Consider the following 17,481-nt stretch of genomic DNA (forward strand, 5'->3'; position numbering starts at 1 on the left):
GTGGGGCAGGTGCTGGCGATACCAGAATAATCGCTTAACTTGTACTGGTACAAAACGGCCTCTATTGTAACGGCTGACGCGGGGCCGTTACGTCATTACGTCGTTAAGTCGTTACGTCCCTGTGCCCCGCGCTCAACGAAGAAAAAGCAGAAAAAGCGCCGGTGCCGCGCGACACACTGGTCGTCCGTGGCACTAGGCAGGCCGTTCACACAAGGAGCAAGCGATGAAGCATCACGATCAGGTTGCCGACGCATTCGGCTCGACCGCCGCCGCCTACCTCACGAGCCAGGTCCACGCGAGCGGCGCGGATCTGGAGAATCTCGCCGCGACGTTCGCGGCCACCTGCGGCAATGCCGTGGTGCTGGATATGGGCTGCGGCGCGGGGCATGCGAGTTTCGCGGTGGCGCCGCACGTGCGCGAAGTCGTGGCCTACGACATTGCTCCGCAGATGCTCGCCACGGTCGAGGCCGCCGCGAAAGAGCGGGGCCTCGCGACCATCCGCACGCAGCAGGGCGCCGCCGAGGCGCTGCCGTTCGCCGACGCCACCTTCAACTGGGCGGTGAGCCGCATGAGCGCGCACCACTGGCGCGACGTGCCGCGCGCGCTCGCCGAGGCGCATCGCGTGCTCAAGCCCGGCGGGCGGCTGAAATTCATCGACATCGCCGGTATCGACGATCCGCTTTACGACACGCATATCCAGGCGATCGAGTTGTTGCGCGACGCGTCGCATATTCGCGACTATCGCGCCGACGAATGGCTTGCGATGCTCGATCGCGCGGGCTTCGACGCAAAGGTGACGGAGCGCTGGCGCATCGCGCTCGAGTTCGATTCGTGGGTCGCGCGCATGCGCACGCCGCCCGAGCGCGTCACGGCAATCCGCTCGATGTGGGAGCGTGCGCCCGATGAAGTGCGTCAGTACTTCGATATCCAAAGCGATGGCTCGTTCAAGCTCGATGCCCTCATGATCGAGGCGACGCGGCGTGACTAAAGTTCGCCAGGTGGTCGATGTAATAAAAAACGGCGTCATGCCCGCGAAGGGCATGACGCCGTTTTTTCGTGTGTGGGGGCTGTGGACGCGTCTCGTATGCGCTGGTACGCGTTAGCGATTGATTTCCGATGCGCGGAGTGTGAACACCTTGCCGTCGAAAGCGTAGTAATACGTCCCATGTTCGGGGCTTTCGTTGCGGCTTCCGTGCACAATTAGTAGACAACTATTTGCGCGGTACGAAAGTGGCTCGGTTACGTCCAGAGGCCAGTCGGAGACCGAGAACGGTAGTGATGTAACGCGGCCGGATTGGGTATCTATAGCCGCGGCCATGACACAGCCAGCCCCGCAGCCCCATGACGCAAGGACGTAGCGACCCGCGAAATTGATCGGCCCTTTTGCCGCATCGCGAATGGCGGTCCGATACTGTCGCATGCGTGCGTCGGCAAACGTCATGTGCGGAGTTCCACGCCTCATTTGAACCTTCGCAGGACAATCCTCAAACGTTGGCGAGCGCTGTGCATGGCTGACGCCCACTACTGCGGACAAGGCGAGCATGGCGAGCAGTTTTGTTTCCGGGCGCATGAGTCAATACCAGTGATGGGTTTTCCAGAAAGCTTTTGCCGCGCGTGCCGAATGATATCGGCCGTAAATATACCGGATACCACCTTGACACTCTTCCCGTGCATTGCCGAATGAGGCCGCACCGCGAGGGTTCAAGTTGTACTGAGCCGCCAATAACTGAAACAGGCCACGTGCGGTAGATGCTCCATTTCGGGCATCGACTACGCCCGCAGATTCCTGCGCCATGATCCAGAGCAGATCATTGAAATCTGCCTCCGAAATGTTTTCGGCGCGCATGGCGTCGCGCAGCGCGCTTTGGACATAGATCGGTACCACGCTGGCGTGTTTTTCTGTCCAGCCGCGCTTGCGTGCTTTCGTGGGGCGATGAGAATGAGCATGCGAAATCGCCATATTGAAGTCTCCATCGTTGGGTGAATTGCCACGATAGGTTGGAGTGCTTCACTAGCGATTTGTCGGTGGTCAAAGACGTTGAATGCTGTCGGCACTGGATCGAACGATTTCGAGTCGAGGCCCTGATTCGTCAATTCGAACAGTTCTCAGGGGTATTAGCGCGGCCCACATATAAAAAAACGGCGTCATGCCCGCGAAGGGCATGACGCCGTTTTCATGAGCGCGGACGCTCAAGCCAGGCGATTCATCAACCCGTGATTCATCAACCCGTATTGCGCAGCCCCGCCGCGATCCCGTTGATCGTCAGATGAATGCCGCGCCGCACGCGCGGGCTCGGGTCGCCGGCGCGATAGCGCTTGATCAGCTCGACTTGCAAGTGATTGAGCGGATCGAGGTACGGGAAACGGTTCTTGATCGAACGCGCGAGCAGCGGGTTGTCCGCGAGACGGCCGCTCGTACCCGTGATCTCATCGAGCACCCTGGTCGTGCGCTCCCACTCCGCGACGATGCGATCGAACACGTGCTTGCGCAGCTTCTTGTCGGCGACAAGCTGCGCATAGCGCGACGCCACCGCGAGGTCGGTCTTCGCGAGCGTCATGTCCATGTTCGAGAGCAGGTTCGCGAAGAACGGCCAGGTCTTGTACATCTTCTTGAAGAGCGCGAGACGGCGCGTGCGTTCCGCGTCGTTGCCCGCTTCGTCGAGATACGCGGCCACCGCGCCGCCAAAGCCGTACCAGCCCGTGAGCAGCAGGCGGCATTGGCCCCACGAGAAGCCCCAGGGAATCGCGCGCAGGTCGTCGATCTTGCGGTTCTTCGGGTCCTGTAGCTTGCGCGAGGCGGGCCGGCTGCCGATGTTGAGCTCGGCGATTTCGGTGATCGGCGTCGAGGCGAAGAAGTAGTCGGTGAATCCGGGCGTCTCGTAGACGAGCGAGCGGTACGCCGCCATCGCCGCATCGGAGAGCTTCTGCATGGTCTCTTCGAACACCGGGAGCTGATCGGGCGAGTTGTCCGCGGCTTTGCCCATCGGCAGCAGCGTGGCTTCGAGCGTCGCGGCGATCACCGTTTCCAGGTTGCGGCGGCCGATCTGCGGATTGCCGAACTTCGAAGCGATGACTTCGCCCTGCTCGGTGAGGCGGATCTGGCCTTCGACCGTGCCCGGCGGCTGCGAGAGGATTGCGTTGTAGGTCGGGCCGCCTCCGCGGCCCACCGTGCCCCCGCGGCCATGGAACAGGCGCAGCGTGATGCCGCGCTCCTTGAAAAGCGCGACGAGCGCGAGCTCGGAGCGGTAGAGCTCCCAGTTCGAGGTGAGGAAGCCGCCGTCCTTGTTGCTGTCCGAGTAGCCGAGCATGATTTCCTGCTCGTTGCCCCAATGCTCGACAATGCCGTCGATGCCCGGCAGCGCGAGCAGGTCACGCATGATGTGCGTGGCGTTGCGCAGGTCGGGGATCGTCTCGAACAGCGGGATCACCATCAGCGCGGCCTTCGCGGGATCTTCCGCGTGGCCGAGACGTCCGCTCATGAGGCCCGTTTCCTTTTGCAGCAGCATAACTTCGAGCAGGTCGGAAACCGTTTCGGTGTGCGAGATGATGTAGTTGCGCACCGCGCGCGCGCCGAACTTCTCGCGCGTCACGCGTGCCATCTCCAGCACGCCGAGTTCGCTCTTCACGAGCTCCGAGTAGTCGAGGTAGGGCGAGCGCAGCGGGCGGGCGTCGGCGAGTTGCGTGCGCAGCACGGTCTGCTTTTCTTCCTCGCTGAGCACCGCGTAGTCGGCCACGGCGCCTGCGCGCGAGAGCAGTTCGGCGATCACGGCTTCGTGGATGTCCGAGCTCTGGCGCAGGTCGATCGACGCGAGATGGAAGCCGAACACATCGACGGCACGCATGAGCGGCGCGAGACGCGTCGTTGCGAGCGAGGCGCCGTGATGCTCGGCGAGCGAATCCATCAGGACATGCAGGTCGCGCGAGAACTCGGACGCATCGGCGTAGGGCGTTGCGCGCACCGGCTGGGCGTTGCGGCCCGCGCTGCGCACGGCCACCACGCCTTCGCCCAGACGCACGCGCGCGCTTGCCGCGAGGCGCGTATAGACGCCGATCAGCGCGCGGCGGTACGGCTCGTCCACGCGGTGCGGCGACTGGTCGGGCGAGGCCTCGGCGAGCGCCTTGAGCGCGTCGCTCGCGCCGGCGAGCAGGTTCGACACGGACAGCTCCGCGCCGAGCTTGTGCACTTCTTCGAGGTAGTGCTGCAGGATCACCTGTGCCTGGCGCTCGCTCGCTTCTTCGAGCGTGGAGGCGGTGACGTTCGGGTTGCCGTCGCGGTCGCCGCCGATCCAGCTACCCATCTGGAAGAACGCGGGCAGGCGCGCGTCGACGCCGTGCTCCTTCAGCGACGTCTCGATCTCGCCATACAGCGCCGGGATCTCGGTGAGGAAGGTCGTGTGGTAGTACGAAAGCGCGTTCTCGATTTCGTCGCCCACGGTCAGGCGCGAGTCGCGCAGCATGCGCGTTTGCCAGAGCGAGGTCACGCGCGCGCGCAACAGCGCTTCGTTTTGCTCGCGCTCGCGCTGCGTGAGCGGCTGGTCGCGTTCGGCCAGCAGCCGTGCGACGTCGTGCTGCGAATCGAGCGTGCTCTTGCGCTGCACTTCCGTGGGGTGCGCGGTGAGCACAGGCACGATCAGCGCATCGTTGAAGAACTGCTGGAGCACGGGCGTGGCGGCCGCGCCCGCTTGCGCGAGGCGCTCGAGCGAATGCGCGATGGTGCCCGCCTGCGGCGCCGAGCCCGCGAGGTCGTGGATGCGGCGGCGGCGGTTGCGGTGGCGGTCCTCGGCGATGTTCGCGAGGTGCGAGAAATAGCTGAACGCGCGCACGACGCTCACGGTCTGCTCGGGCGACAGAGCGCGAAGCTGCTTTTCCAGCGCGAGCGCGGCGGTGTTGTCCTCTTCACGGCGAAAACGCACGGCCGTCTGGCGAATCGTCTCCACCACGTCGAACACGGCGTCGCCTTCCTGCTCGCGCAGCACCTCGCCAAGCAGCCGGCCGAGATAGCGAATATCTTCGAACAGCGGCTGGTCTTTGTCGTCGCGCGCGCGGCCGTTGCCGTTGCGCGCGGCGGCTGCGGGCTTTGCGGGCTTCGTGGCGGCTTGCACGGCCTTGGGGCTTTTCGCGGACTCGGTGGCCTTGGCGACCTTGGTGGGCTTGGCGGCCTTCGTGGCTTTAGTGGCTTTCGTTGCCTTCGTGGTCTTCGTCGCTTCTGCCGCTTTCGTGGCCTTCGTCGTTTTGGTCGAGGCTTTCACGGTGGTCGTTGCCTTGGCTTTTTTGGCGGACGACGGGGCGACCGTTTCGGCGGCCGTGGAAGAGGCGGGTTGCGATGCGTTGTTGCGGCGCTCTGCGCGCGCCGATCCGGAAGACTTCACGATGTTTTCCTCAGGACTAGCCAGGAGACGGACAAGTTGATCGGGAACTGCCAACTGCATGGCCGCGGCGCGAGCCACGGTCGGGGTACGTCAGGGGTAAAACCGGGGTACAACGAGGCACAACGGGGTGCAACCTGGAAGCGATGGACGTGCCATCCTGTGCGTGCCGTACCTGCGTTGCGAACACCTTCGCGCGCACATTATGAGACAACGAGCGGACGAATCGGACAGGGCCGGTTTTGCCGGGGAATATTGGGGACGCTGGGGGAGTTGAGGCCGCGCACGCGGCTCGGGTTCGGGCGCGATGCGCCGAACCGGGTCTCTTCCTTGCCACCGCACACGCTCACCAGAGGGCTTCGTGGGCCCTATCGGCGCCCGAGGGGCAAGCCGAAAAAGGGGCGCGTGCTAACATTGCCTGTTATCCGATGTTGTTTTTTCGAACCCGTCATTCGATGTGCTTGCCATGAATTCCGAGACGTTATCCGCGCCCACGCCCCGCACCCTTGTGATCGCTTCGCGGGAGAGCCGCCTTGCGATGTGGCAGGCGGAGCATGTGCAAGCTGCGCTGCACAAATTATATCCATCCTGCGACGTGAAAATTGTCGGAATGACGACACGTGGCGATCAAATTCTCGACCGCACGCTTTCGAAAGTCGGCGGTAAGGGTCTGTTCGTCAAGGAGCTGGAACAGGCGCTGGCCGAAGGCTGCGCCGATCTGGCCGTGCATTCCCTCAAGGACGTGCCCATGGAACTGCCCGAGGGCTTCGCGCTCACGGCCATCATGGAGCGCGAGGACCCGCGCGACGCCTTCGTCTCCAACGACTACGACTCGCTCGCGGCGCTGCCGCCGGGCAGCGTCGTGGGCACCTCCAGTCTGCGCCGCGAGTCGATGATCCGGGCGCGCTATCCGCATCTCGACGTGAAGCCGCTGCGCGGCAACCTCGACACGCGCCTCGGCAAGCTCGACCGCGGCGACTACGCGGCCATCATTCTCGCGGCGGCGGGGTTGAAGCGCCTTGGTCTCGGCGCGCGCATCCGCGCGCTGCTGGAGCCGGCGGACAGCCTGCCGGCGGCGGGGCAGGGCGCGCTTGGCATCGAGATCCGCGCCGACCGCGCCGATATGGCCGCGTGGCTCGCGCCGCTGCACGACGACGCCACCGCAAAGGCCGTGGAGGCCGAGCGCATGGTGTCGCGCGCGCTGGGCGGCAGTTGCTCGGTGCCGCTCGCCGCTTACGCGCAGTGGCACGACGGCCGGCTCGCGCTGCGCGGCACGATCGCCATGCCCGACGCGAGCCGCGTGCTTGCCGCCGAGGGCGACGCGGCGCCGGCCACGGTCGCAGACGCCGTCGCGCTGGGCCGCCAGGTCGCGGACGCGCTGATCGCCCAGGGCGCGCTCGAGATCGTGCGCGCGCTTTCCGAGACAAGCGCCGACGAGGCGCGCGCGCCGAACGCGCCGCCGGCCGGCAAGAACGGCGCGGGCGGTCCGGACGATGCAGGTGATTCAGGTGATTCAGGTGACTCGGGCGCTGGCGCGCCAGACGAGACGGGCGCGCGATGACGGCCCCGTGGCAGCCGCGTCGCGGCGGCGTGAAGGCTCCCGCGCAGCCCGACGAATGGGGCGGGCCGACCGATCACGGCACGAGCGCGGGCGGCACGCCATCGGGCCGCGCCGCTGGGGGGCACGTTTCGGGCTCCGCCTCGGGTTCCGCTTCCGGCCACATTTCGCGCGCGTCCGAGCCGTTCACGGTCGTCATTACCCGTCCGGCCGGTCAGTCGCAGACGCTCGCCGCTCAACTCCAGGCGCGCGGTCTGCGCACGTTTGAATTCCCGCTCATCACGATCGAACCCGTGCGCGACGACGCACCGTTGCGCGAAGCGCTCGGCGCGCTCGACCGCTATGCGCTGGTGGTGTTCGTCTCGCCCAACGCCGTCGACCGCGCGTTCGCGTGCTACGGCTCGATTTCGTCGATCTGGCCGCATGCGCTGCCCGTCGCCGTGGTCGGGCCCGCAAGCGTGGCCGCGCTCGCGCGCCACGGCGTCGCGGCGCCTGCGCATCGTGTAATCAGCCCGACGGGCACCGCCGACGAAGAACCCGCGCGCTTCGACTCCGAATCGCTCTACGCCGCGCTCGAAAAAACGTTCGGCGCGAATGCCTTCATGGGCAAGCGCGTGCTGATCGTGCGCGGCGACGGCGGCCGCGAATGGCTCGCCGACCGCCTGCGCGAAGCGGGCGCCGAGGTCGAGGCGGTCGCGGCCTACCGCCGTGTCGTGCCCGAGCCGCCCATCGGCGTCTGGGAGACGGTGCACGCGCTGCTCGAAGGCGCGCCGCACGCCTGGCTCGTGACCAGTTCCGAAGGCGTGCGCAATCTCGATGAGCTTGCGCGCGAGCATCTCACGGCGGGCGAGATCGTCGAGCTGCGCCACGCGCCGCTCGTCGCGCCTCATGGGCGCATCGGCGAGACGGCGCGCGGATTGGGTTTTGATAGGATTACGGTGTCCGGCGCGGGCGACGAGCGCATCGTCGAAACACTGCTGGGCCTCGCGGCATCCCTTGCGGCATCCTCGGTTTCTTCCGTAGCGCATTCAGCTGCGCCTCCTCGCGGGGCACAGGCAGCTCAACCGGTTCAGAACACCCCGGCCTCGCCGCCGGCACAATCACGCATGACTGATTCGAACGATTCCAGCCACGTTCCCAATCGGGGCGCCGCATCTACCGCATCTCAAGGTAGCAGCGGCAGCCAGGGCACGCAGCCGGCCGCCGCGAGTGCGCGTCCGGCATCCGCCGCTTCCGCTTATTCATCCGCGCCCTCCACGTCATATACACAGCCTGCGAACGCACGGCGCGGCGGCGCGGGCACGGCGATCCTCTGGCTCGTCGTGGTGCTCGTCGCGGCGGGCGCGGGGGCGGGCGGCTATGCCATCAACCGCAAGCTCGACCGCATGGACGCGGCGCTCGTGCAGCGCCAGCAGGCCGCCGAGCAGCAGAGCGCCGCGCTGCGCGCGCGCGCCGATCAGGCCGTGGCAAGCGCACAGCAGGTCGACAAGCAGATGGCGCTGCTCGAAGGCAAGATCGCCGATGCGCAGACCTCGCAGCAGGCGCTCGCGCAGCAATACGCCGATCTCGCGAAGAACCGCGACGACTGGACGCTCGCCGAGGTCGGCCAGATGCTCGCGAGCGCGAGCGAGCAGCTTCAGCTCACCGGCAACACGCAACTCGCGCTCTTCGCGCTGCAAAGCGCGGACACGCGCCTTGCCGCCTCGGACAGCCCGCAAGCGCTCGCCGTGCGCAAGGCCATCGCGCAGGACGTCGACAAGCTCAAGGCCGCGCCGTCCACCGACCTCCCGGGCCTCGCGATCAAGCTCGACACCGCGCTCGCCGCGGTCGACACGCTGCCGCTCGCCGGCGAGGCGATCGTCGCGCACACCAAGCCGGAGGCCGCCGAGCCCGTGGACGTCGCGAAAACGGCCGCCGCGACCGGCGAGCCGCGCTGGCGGGCGTGGCTCGACACCTTCGTCTCCGGTGTCGGCAAGCAGATCGCGAGCCTCGTGCAGGTGCGCCGCATCGATAACGCCGACGCCATGCTCACCTCGCCCGACCAGGGCTATTTCGTGCGCGAGAACCTGAAGCTGCGCCTGCTCTCCGCGCGCCTGTCGCTGCTGTCGCGCAACGAGCCCACGCTCAAGTCCGACCTCGCCGCCGCCGATACGGCGCTTTCGCGCTATTTCGACGGCGCGTCGAAGGAAACGCAGAACGTGCGCGACCTGCTCAAGCAGGTGGGCGCCGGTTCGGGCGCGGTCACGCTGCCCACGCTCGACACGAGCCTGAAGGCGCTCCAGCAATACCGGAGCCGGGGATAACACATGGCGATCCGTGGACTTATCTGGCTGGCGATCCTCTTCGCGGTTGCCGTCGCGCTCGCCACCGTGGGCCGCTTCGACGCGGGGCAGGTGCTGCTCGTCTACCCGCCGTATCGCGTGGACGTCTCGCTCAACCTCTTCGTGGTGGGCATCGTCGTGGCGTTCCTGCTGCTCTACGCGATCCTGCGCTTCGTGCGCAACATCGTGACGATGCCGCGCCGCGTCGCCGCCTACCGCGCGCGCATGCGCACGGAAAAGGCGAATTCGGCGCTGCGCGACGCCGTGGGCAATCTCTACGCGGGCCGTTTCTCGCGCGCCGAAAAGGCCGCGCGCGATTCGCTCGTCGACGAGAAGAACAAGGGCGCTGCGGGCCTGATCGCCGCGAACGCCGCGCATCGTCTGCACGAGTACGCGCGCCGCGACGACTGGCTCACGCAGGTGGACGACCCCGACCTTCAGGAAGCGCGCCTCATGGCCACCGCCGACATGCGCGCCGATGGCCGCGATGCGGACGGCGCGCTCGCCGCGCTCACCGAAATGCGCTCGCAGGGCGGCCGCCGCATTCACGCGCAGCAAATTGCGCTGCGCGCGCAGCAGCAGCTCAAAAACTGGAGCGAAGTGCTCAAGCTCGTGAAGACGCTGGAAAAGCGCGAGGCGCTGCATCCGGCCGTGGCGGTGCGCCTGCGTCAGCTCGCGGCGGAGAACCTGCTGCGCGACCGTCGTCATAACGCGGATGCCTTGCTCGAGCTCTGGCACGCGCTCACGCCCGTCGAGCGTCATTCGCCGCGTCTTGCCGACTGTGCCGCCGAGCTGCTGATCGCGCTCGACCGCCCGAACGAGGCGCGCAAGATCGTCGAGGAAGCGCTCGCGCAGAACTGGGACGCGCGCCTCTTGCGCCGCTATCCGGACACGGTGGGCGCCACGGCGTCCGGCAATGACGCGCTGCCGCTCATCCAGAAGGCCGAGGCGTGGCGCAAGGAGCGTCCCGAGGACGCCGACCTGCTGTTCGCGCTGGGTCGCCTGTGCCTGAAGCAGCAGCTCTGGGGCAAGGCGCAGTCGTTCCTGGAGGCGGCGCTCAAGTCCGCGAACGCGAGCGACAACGAGCCGCTCAAGATCCGCTCGCACCGCGCGCTCGCGCGTCTGCACGAGGAGCTCGGCGATGCCGGCAAGGCCGCCACGCACTATCGCGAGAGCGCGCTGGCGATGAACGTCGTTTAAGGCGTATTTTCAACGCGCGTTGCAAGCTGCACGGCGCATCACCGCTATCACCAGCATCAACGCAAAACGGCCGCTTTCGAGCGGCCGTTTTGCGTTTTGGCGTGCGGCTTGACCGGCCGCTCAGGCGCCAGCCATGCCCTAGCGGTTCACCAGTTTTTTGGGCGCGCACAGCGCGAGCACGCCGCCAAGGATCATGAACGCCGCGAGCATGTACATGCCCGAGTCGTTCGCGGCCGTGACCTGCTTGAGCCAGCCCACCGCATAGGGGCTCAGGAAGCCGGCGAGATTGCCGATCGAGTTGATGAGCGCGATGCCCGCCGCCGCGCCCGTGCCCGCGAGCCAGGCCGTGGGCAGGCTCCAGAACAACGGCAGCGTGGTGAGAATGCCGACGGTGGCGATCGTGAGCGCCGTCATCGCGAGCGTGGTGTTGTGCGCCCACGTGACCGAGAGCACGAGGCCGATCGCGCCGATCACGGCCGGAATCGCGATGTGCCAGCGGCGCTCGCGCGTGCGGTCGGCGCTCTTGGCGGCGAGCACCATGCCGACCACTGCTGCCGCGAACGGAATCGCCGCAAGCAGGCCGATCATGAGCGCGTCCTTCACGCCCGTCGCCTTGATGATGGTGGGCAGCCAGAAGCTCACGCCGTAGAGGCCCATCACGAACGAGAAGTAGGTGAAGCTCATCACGAGCACGCGCGGGCTCGTGAGCACTTTGGCAAGCGGAAGGTCTTCCTTGGTGGCGTCCTCGGCGGCGATGTTGCGCTCGAGCAGCGCGCGCTCGTCGCTGGTGAGCCACTTCGCTTTGCTGATGCGGTCGTCGAGCACGAAGAACACCAGCACGCCGACGATCACCGAAGGCAGCCCTTCGAGCAGGAACAGCCACTGCCAGCCCTGCCAGCCATTCGCGCCGTCGAAGGACTTGAGGATCCAGCCCGAGATCGGCCCGCCGATCACGCCCGAAAGCGCGATGGCCGTCATGAACCAGGTGGTCATGCGCCCGCGCCGGTGCGCCGGATACCAGTAGGTGAGGTAGAGGATGATGCCCGGGAAGAAGCCGGCCTCGCACAGGCCGAGCAAAAAGCGCATCACGTAGAACATGGTGGGCGTGGTCACGAACATCGTCAGGATGGAGACGAGGCCCCACGTGACCATGATGCGCGCGATCCACACCCGCGCGCCCACGCGATGCAGGATCACATTGCTTGGCACTTCGAACAAAAAATAGCCGATGAAGAAAATGCCGGCGCCGAAGCCGTAGACCGCATCCGAGAGATTGAGCGCCGTGCTCATTTGCAGCTTGGCGAAGCCCACATTGACGCGGTCCAGATATGCGACCACGTAGCAGAGCATCAGAAGCGGGATGAGGCGCCACGCGACCTTGCGGTAGGTGGCTTCTTCGAAGGCGGAGGGCGAAGCGCCCGCGTCCGCATGCGGCAGGTGATTTGCTGGACTGGCCATGGTGTCTCCATAGACATGGATCGGGGAAAATACCGATAAGTCAACCACTTAGGGCGTTGTTGCGGCGCACCCGGGCGTGCGCCGGGTGCGCGTCAGAGTGTGTTGGCGCGAACAATAGCAGGACTAAATGCAGGCAGGACTATACGCAGCGCCCGCCGTCCACTTCGATGCAGGTGCCGGTGATGAAGGCGGCTTCGTCGGAGGCGAGATAGAGGCACGCGTTCGCCACGTCCTGCGGCGTGGAGAAGCGTCCGAGCGGAATGCCCGCGATGAAGCGCTGGCGGTTCTCGGGCGTGTCGGGCACGCCCATGAATTCGGCGGTGAGACCCGTGTCGCCGATCACCGGATTCACGCAGTTCACGCGAATCTGGTCGGGGCCGAGCTCGGCGGCGAGCGCCTTGCTCGCCACGATCATCGCGCCCTTGCTGCCGTTGTACCAGACGAGTCCCGGGCGCGGCCGGATGCCCGCCGTGGAGGCGATGTTGACGAACGCGCCGCCGCCGTGCTCGCGAAAGTGCGGCACGAACGCCCGCACGCTCCAGTAGAGGCCCTTCACGTTGACCGCGTAGACGCGGTCGAATTCGGCTTCGCTCACTTCGAGCACGGGCTTGTTGCGATGCGTGGTGCCCGCGTTGTTGACGACGATCTGCACGCTGCCGAAGTCCTCGACAGCGGCTTCGCGCAGCGCGTGCCAGTCGGCTTCGCGCGTGATGTCGCCCGTAACCGCGATGGCCTTGCCGCCCGCGAGCGCGATCTCGCTCGCCACGCGTTGCGCCGCGTCGCCGTTCAGGTCGTTGACGACGACGTTCGCGCCTTCGCGCGCGTAAGTCTTCGCGATGCCTTCGCCGAAGCCCGAGCCGGCGCCCGTCACGACAGCCGTCTTGCCTTTGAGTCGCATGATGTCTCCGTGTGCTTTATCGATGCAGGTTGTTGCAATGAGAAACCGCGTTAGCCGTGCCGCAGCGCAATGGTCTTCAGCACCGTGAAGCCGTAGAGCGCCTCGAAGCCTTTTTCGCGTCCGTAGCCGGACATGCGCGTGCCGCCGAACGGCAACTCGACGCCGCCGCCCGCGCCATAGTTGTTCACGAACACCTGGCCCGCGCGCACGCGCCGCGCCATGCGCATCTGGCGCGCGCCGTCGCGCGTCCATATGCCTGCCACGAGCCCGTAGGGCGTGCCGTTGGCGAGCGCGACCGCCTCGTTTTCGTCGTTGAAGGGCATGGCCGCGAGCACGGGGCCGAACACCTCCTCTTGCGCGAGCCGGCTTTGCGGCGGCACGTCGCGCAATAGCGCCGGCGCTTCGTAGAAGCCGCCCGTGGGCGCATCGGCTTCGAGCTTGCCGCGTGCGGCTGTGGCAATGCCGTCGCGCTGGGCTTCGTCGAGGAAATCGCGCACGCGCCGCCGCTGCTTCTCGCTGATGAGCGGCCCGCAGTCGAGATTGGCGCTCGCGGGCCCGACGCGCAGCGCCGTGAACGCCGCCGCGAGCCGCTCCAGCAGCGGCTCATAGGCGGCGCGCTCGATCAGCACGCGGCTGCCCGCCGAGCAGGTTTGCCCCGCGTTCTGCACGATGGCGGCGACGAGCACGGGCAACGCCGCGTCGAAGTCGGCATCGGCGAAGACGATCTGTGGCGACTTCCCGCCAAGCTCCAGCGTGACGGGCACGTGGTTGCCGGCGGCCGTCTGCGCGACGAGCTTGCCGGTTTGCGGCGAGCCCGTGAACGAGATGTGGTCGATGCCCGGGTGCGCGCCGAGTGCCGCGCCCGCCTCGTGGCCGAGGCCCGTGACGATGTTCAGCGCGCCGGCGGGCAGGCCGGCTTCGTGCGCGAGCGCCGCCACTTCGAGCAGCGAGACGCAGGCGTCCTCGGCGGGCTTCACGACGCACGCGTTGCCGGCCGCGAGCGCCGCGCCCACGCTGCGCCCGAAGATCTGCATCGGGTAGTTCCACGGCACGATGTGGCCCGTCACGCCGTGCGGCTCGCGCACCGTGAGCACCGTGTAGCCCGCCTGGTAGGGCAGGGTCTCGCCGTGCAGCTTGTCGGCGGCGCCAGCGTAGAACTCGAAGTAGCGCGCGAGCGCGGCGGCGTCGGAGCGCGCCTGCTTGAGCGGCTTGCCGGTGTCGCGCGCTTCGAGCTGCGCGAGTGCTTCCTGATGCTGGGCCACGAGGCCGGAGAGCTTGAACAGCAGGCGTCCGCGCTCGGCGGCGCTGAGTGCGCCCCAGGTGCCTTCATAGGCATCGCGCGCGGCGGTGACGGCTGCGTCGATGTCGGCGGCATTGCCGCGTGCGAGCTGTGCGAAAGGCTGGCCGGTGGAGGGATCGATTGCGGCGAAGGTCTCGCCGCTGGCGGGCGAGTGCCACGTGCCGCCGATGAAGTGCTTCGCTTCTTCCATGCATGCGCCTCGTAAAGGGGTGAAACGAGGGAAGGGAAATGCAAAACGGGCAATGCCGCCGGCTTGGGGCGCGGGTGGGTGCTCCGCGATGTGTCCTGCCCCGTGTGTGTGTTGCGTTGGGGCGGCGCCGGCTGGGCCATTATCGCGCCAATCGCGGCCATCACGCGCGCGAATTCAGCGGGCGCTTCATCCGCGTGCGGGAAAGCCCTGGGCCAAACCGTCAGACGCCGCAGCCGATTGGCTATAATGAGCGCCAACTCCCAACGTCCGGTTGCGCGCCGGAGCGCAGTGCGCGTTTTGGCTTGCATGGCCTGGTTTGATCGTGTCTGGCCGTGTTCGACCTCATCCGCGCCGCACGCCGCGTCCCGCGCACGCAACCGTCGCTTTTTCCTTTTCAACAGAGAACGCTCATGAGCTTCGCAAATGTCCCCGCCGGCAAGGATCTGCCGCAAGACTTCAACGTGATCATCGAGATTCCGGCGCAAAGCGATCCGGTCAAGTACGAAGCCGACAAGGACCTGGGCCTGCTCGTGGTCGACCGCTTCGTCGGCACGGGCATGCGCTATCCGGTGAACTACGGCTTCATCCCGCAGACGCTTTCGGGCGACGGCGACCCCGTCGACGTGCTCGTGATCACGCCGTTCCCGCTGCTGGCCGGCTCCGTCGTGCGCTCGCGCGCACTCGGCATGCTGCAGATGACCGATGAGTCGGGCGTCGACGCCAAGCTGATCGCCGTGCCGCACGACAAAGTTTGCCCGATGACGGCCAACATCAAGTCGCTCGAAGACGTGCCCGCGTACCTGATGGACCAGATCAAGCACTTCTTCGAGAACTACAAGGCGCTCGAAAAGGGCAAGTGGGTCAAGGTCGACGGTTGGGTTGGCATCGAAGCCGCCCACAAGGAAATCACCGACGGCGTCGCGAACTTCAAGAAGTAATCAAGAAGCAAGCGAGGCTGGCCGCAAGACCGGAAAGCCCGGGTTTGCCGGCAAGGCGCTCCGCAAGGGGCGCTTTTTTTTCGCCCGCGTTTTTTGTAGCGGACGATGGCCCGAGATCAAAGCCGGCCTCGAATTCGCCTCGGTTGTAGAGGTCGGTCAGCTCCGTGTTCTTGAGCGTGCGATAGCCCCAGATCATGCCGTCGATGTCGGCGGCTGCGATGCGGCCTTGCGCGAAGCCACGCTGCATCGCCAGGATAACGGCGGAGGCGGGAAGGGGCTTTAGGCCTGGGCGGGACCGGCGTTCGTGCCGGCGCTCAAGCGGGAGGTCAGACGGACGCTTAAAAACGGACGCTTAAGCAAGCGCCGGAAATGGACACGCGGACACGCCTCAGCTCAGGCCCTCGGCTTCCGGTTCTGCGCTGTCGGGCAGCACGGGCAGTGCGGGTGGCGCGGGCAGCACCGATTCCAGCGTGCGCTCGCCCGCTGCGAGCGCGCGCTTTTCGCGCGGCGCGAGGCGCTTGACCCGGTATTCGGCGCGCAGGGCGCTCGCGCGGTCGGCAAGCTCGAATTGCGCGAGCACGCGCACCGGCTTGCGCGAGCGCGTATAGCGCGCGCCGGTGCCGTTCGCGTGCTGCGCGAAGCGCGCTTGAACGTCGACGGCGATGCCCGTGTAGACGCTGCCATCGGCGCATTCGAGCAGGTAGAGGAACCACGGCATGTTGGGAGACGCGATGATCGTTTGAACGGTGATGGGGGTGGCACCCGGCTTATGCGCGAAACGGATTGTGCTCGTTCAGCTCATGAACGTAGGCATGAATCTGGTTCGTCTCGCTTTGAAGAAAGTGGGCGACGGCATCGGCGAAGGCGGGATGCGCGAGCCAGTGCGCCGAGCGCGTGACGGTGGGCAGGAAGCCGCGCGCCATCTTGTGTTCGCCCTGCGCGCCGCCTTCGAACACGGCGAGCTTCTCCTCGATGCAGAACTCGAGCGGCTGATAGTACGCGGTCTCGAAGTGCAGGCAGGGCACGTGTTCGAGCGCGCCCCAATAGCGGCCATAGAGCGTGCCGCCACTCTCGTCGCGCTGGTAGACGACGAGCGAGCTCGCGATTGGCTTGCCCTCGTATTCGGCGATCACGAGCATCAGGTTCTCGGGCATCGCCTCGCCAATCGCGCGGAAGAAGTCGAGATTCAGATACGGCGACGAAAAGTGCTCGCGATAGGTCTGCCGGTAGCAGCGGCTGAAGAAGCGCCAGTGTTCGTCGCGGATGTCCTCGCCGCGAATGCGCCGGTGCGTCACGCCCGCGTCGCGCACCTTGCGGCGCTCGGCACGGATGTTCTTGCGCTTCTTTTGCTCGAGCGTCGAGAGAAAGTCGTCGAAGTCGCGGTAGCCGTCGTTGAGCCAGTGAAACTGCACGCCTTCGCGCTGCATCATGCCGAGGTCGGTGAGCATGGTCGCGTCCTCGGCGGTGGGAAAGAGCACGTGCAGCGACGAGACATCGGCCTGCTCGGCGAACGCGACCAGCGTGGCGGCCAGATGGCGGCGCGCGGTTTCATCGGCGGCGATCAGGCGCGTGCCCTGCACGGGCGTAAACGGCACCGCGCACAGCAGCTTCGGGTAGTACTCGAGGCCGTTGCGCTTGTAGGCGTCGGCCCAGGCCCAATCGAACACGTATGTAGTCAATCGATTTAGAGCACTTTGTGACTGGGTAGGGTTTACGTGCATCTATATCTAAGCTTTTCGAAGGCGACCGCAGGGAGCCGAGCTGTTTTTAGGTTGAGGGCAAGCATGCCCGAAACCGGGTGGGGGTCCGGGGGAGGGGCTGAAAAAAATATAGCATAAGTCATTGAAAAATATATTTTTTCTGCTGATTTTCGCTCTACAGTTAATACGGTTATTAACCGCTGTCCGGAGATGGGCCATGGACGCGTCCAGCACCGTCGATACAGATGTCATTCTCGCGAACGACCGCGACCGGCGCGTGTACGACTATCTGATTGCAACCTGCGGTGAAAGTAAGGTCGCGAATGCACGACAGCAACTGCCCGGTCGCACGCGTCCATACGTTTCCAATATCGCAAAAATGCTCGGCGTGACCATCCCCGATGCGGTTGTGATAACGCCGAGGGCAGAAGGCAATGTCCCATTGGCAGTTGAAGGTTGGGACGGCGGGTGCGGCATAGGTTAGGCGACCTTTCGATCATGGTCAATGTTCGTTGTTGAGGGCGGACGCTTCAGCGCCGCTGCGAGTACCCA

General features: G+C 66.1%; 14 protein-coding genes and 1 pseudogene. 6 read left to right on the plus strand and 9 right to left on the minus strand.

What is annotated here, in order from left to right; all coding sequences use genetic code 11:
- Positions 1 to 223 precede the first annotated feature (223 nt).
- Positions 224 to 988, plus strand: coding sequence for a class I SAM-dependent methyltransferase (locus tag L5014_RS18590; RefSeq protein WP_238465197.1), 765 nt, complete (start codon positions 224 to 226; stop codon positions 986 to 988).
- Positions 989 to 1,099: 111 nt separating this feature from the next.
- Here L5014_RS18590 and L5014_RS18595 read toward each other — a convergent pair whose 3' ends face one another.
- From L5014_RS18595 to ppc, 3 genes are all read right to left on the minus strand, one after another.
- On the minus strand, positions 1,100 to 1,441 hold the full coding sequence (locus tag L5014_RS18595) for a hypothetical protein (protein WP_238465198.1): 342 nt from the start codon (positions 1,439 to 1,441) through the stop codon (positions 1,100 to 1,102).
- 132 nt (positions 1,442 to 1,573) lie between these two features.
- Positions 1,574 to 1,960, minus strand: a complete 387-nt coding sequence (locus L5014_RS18600; protein ID WP_238465199.1) for an aggregation-promoting factor C-terminal-like domain-containing protein — start codon at positions 1,958 to 1,960, stop codon at positions 1,574 to 1,576.
- Between the two features lie 262 nt (positions 1,961 to 2,222).
- Positions 2,223 to 5,369 carry a phosphoenolpyruvate carboxylase gene (gene ppc / locus L5014_RS18605; RefSeq protein WP_238465200.1) on the minus strand — a complete coding sequence of 1,049 codons (3,147 nt, stop codon included), beginning with the start codon at positions 5,367 to 5,369 and terminating at the stop codon, positions 2,223 to 2,225.
- A gap of 463 nt (positions 5,370 to 5,832) precedes the next feature.
- On the opposite strand from ppc, the gene hemC reads away from it, so the two are divergent.
- The 3 genes from hemC to L5014_RS18620 are packed head-to-tail and all read left to right on the plus strand — an operon-like array spanning position 5,833 to position 10,445.
- Positions 5,833 to 6,927 carry a hydroxymethylbilane synthase gene (gene hemC, locus L5014_RS18610; protein ID WP_238465201.1) on the plus strand — a complete coding sequence of 365 codons (1,095 nt, stop codon included), beginning with the start codon at positions 5,833 to 5,835 and terminating at the stop codon, positions 6,925 to 6,927.
- Positions 6,924 to 9,227, plus strand: coding sequence for a fused uroporphyrinogen-III synthase HemD/membrane protein HemX (hemDX, locus tag L5014_RS18615; protein ID WP_238465202.1), 2,304 nt, complete (start codon positions 6,924 to 6,926; stop codon positions 9,225 to 9,227). The genes hemC and hemDX overlap by 4 nt, the downstream gene beginning before the upstream one ends.
- Before the next feature lie 3 nt (positions 9,228 to 9,230).
- The gene (locus L5014_RS18620; RefSeq protein WP_238465203.1) at positions 9,231 to 10,445 is read left to right on the plus strand and encodes a heme biosynthesis protein HemY; all 1,215 of its coding nucleotides are present in this window, start codon (positions 9,231 to 9,233) and stop codon (positions 10,443 to 10,445) included.
- 138 nt (positions 10,446 to 10,583) lie between these two features.
- Here L5014_RS18620 and L5014_RS18625 read toward each other — a convergent pair whose 3' ends face one another.
- The 3 genes from L5014_RS18625 to L5014_RS18635 form a co-directional block, all read right to left on the minus strand.
- On the minus strand, positions 10,584 to 11,903 hold the full coding sequence (locus L5014_RS18625; RefSeq protein ID WP_238465204.1) for an MFS transporter: 1,320 nt from the start codon (positions 11,901 to 11,903) through the stop codon (positions 10,584 to 10,586).
- Positions 11,904 to 12,042: 139 nt separating this feature from the next.
- Positions 12,043 to 12,801 (minus strand): SDR family oxidoreductase, encoded by a 759-nt coding sequence (locus tag L5014_RS18630; RefSeq protein ID WP_238465205.1) that lies wholly within the window; start codon positions 12,799 to 12,801, stop codon positions 12,043 to 12,045.
- Between the two features lie 50 nt (positions 12,802 to 12,851).
- Positions 12,852 to 14,291, minus strand: a complete 1,440-nt coding sequence (locus tag L5014_RS18635) for an aldehyde dehydrogenase family protein (RefSeq protein WP_238465206.1) — start codon at positions 14,289 to 14,291, stop codon at positions 12,852 to 12,854.
- A 410-nt stretch (positions 14,292 to 14,701) separates the two neighbouring features.
- Here L5014_RS18635 and ppa point away from each other — a divergent pair, with 410 nt between their 5' ends.
- Positions 14,702 to 15,229, plus strand: coding sequence for an inorganic diphosphatase (gene ppa, locus L5014_RS18640; protein ID WP_028222277.1), 528 nt, complete (start codon positions 14,702 to 14,704; stop codon positions 15,227 to 15,229).
- On the opposite strand, the gene L5014_RS18645 is transcribed toward ppa, so the two are convergent.
- From L5014_RS18645 to L5014_RS18655, 3 genes and pseudogenes are all read right to left on the minus strand, one after another.
- Complete coding sequence (locus tag L5014_RS18645) at positions 15,219 to 15,425, minus strand: hypothetical protein (protein WP_238465207.1); 207 nt, start codon at positions 15,423 to 15,425, stop codon at positions 15,219 to 15,221. The genes ppa and L5014_RS18645 overlap by 11 nt on opposite strands.
- Before the next feature lie 192 nt (positions 15,426 to 15,617).
- Positions 15,618 to 15,947: a GIY-YIG nuclease family protein gene (locus L5014_RS18650; RefSeq protein WP_238465208.1), complete on the minus strand. Its 330-nt coding sequence runs from the start codon at positions 15,945 to 15,947 to the stop codon at positions 15,618 to 15,620.
- 49 nt (positions 15,948 to 15,996) lie between these two features.
- Positions 15,997 to 16,899 (minus strand): annotated as a pseudogene (locus tag L5014_RS18655) (GNAT family N-acetyltransferase); the annotation flags it as partial.
- A gap of 247 nt (positions 16,900 to 17,146) precedes the next feature.
- On the opposite strand from L5014_RS18655, the gene L5014_RS18660 reads away from it, so the two are divergent.
- Positions 17,147 to 17,413, plus strand: coding sequence for a CppA family protein (locus L5014_RS18660; protein WP_238465209.1), 267 nt, complete (start codon positions 17,147 to 17,149; stop codon positions 17,411 to 17,413).
- The last annotated feature ends 68 nt before the right edge of the window (positions 17,414 to 17,481 follow it).

This window comes from Paraburkholderia tagetis (assembly GCF_022213065.1).
GTDB lineage: Bacteria > Pseudomonadota > Gammaproteobacteria > Burkholderiales > Burkholderiaceae > Paraburkholderia > Paraburkholderia tagetis.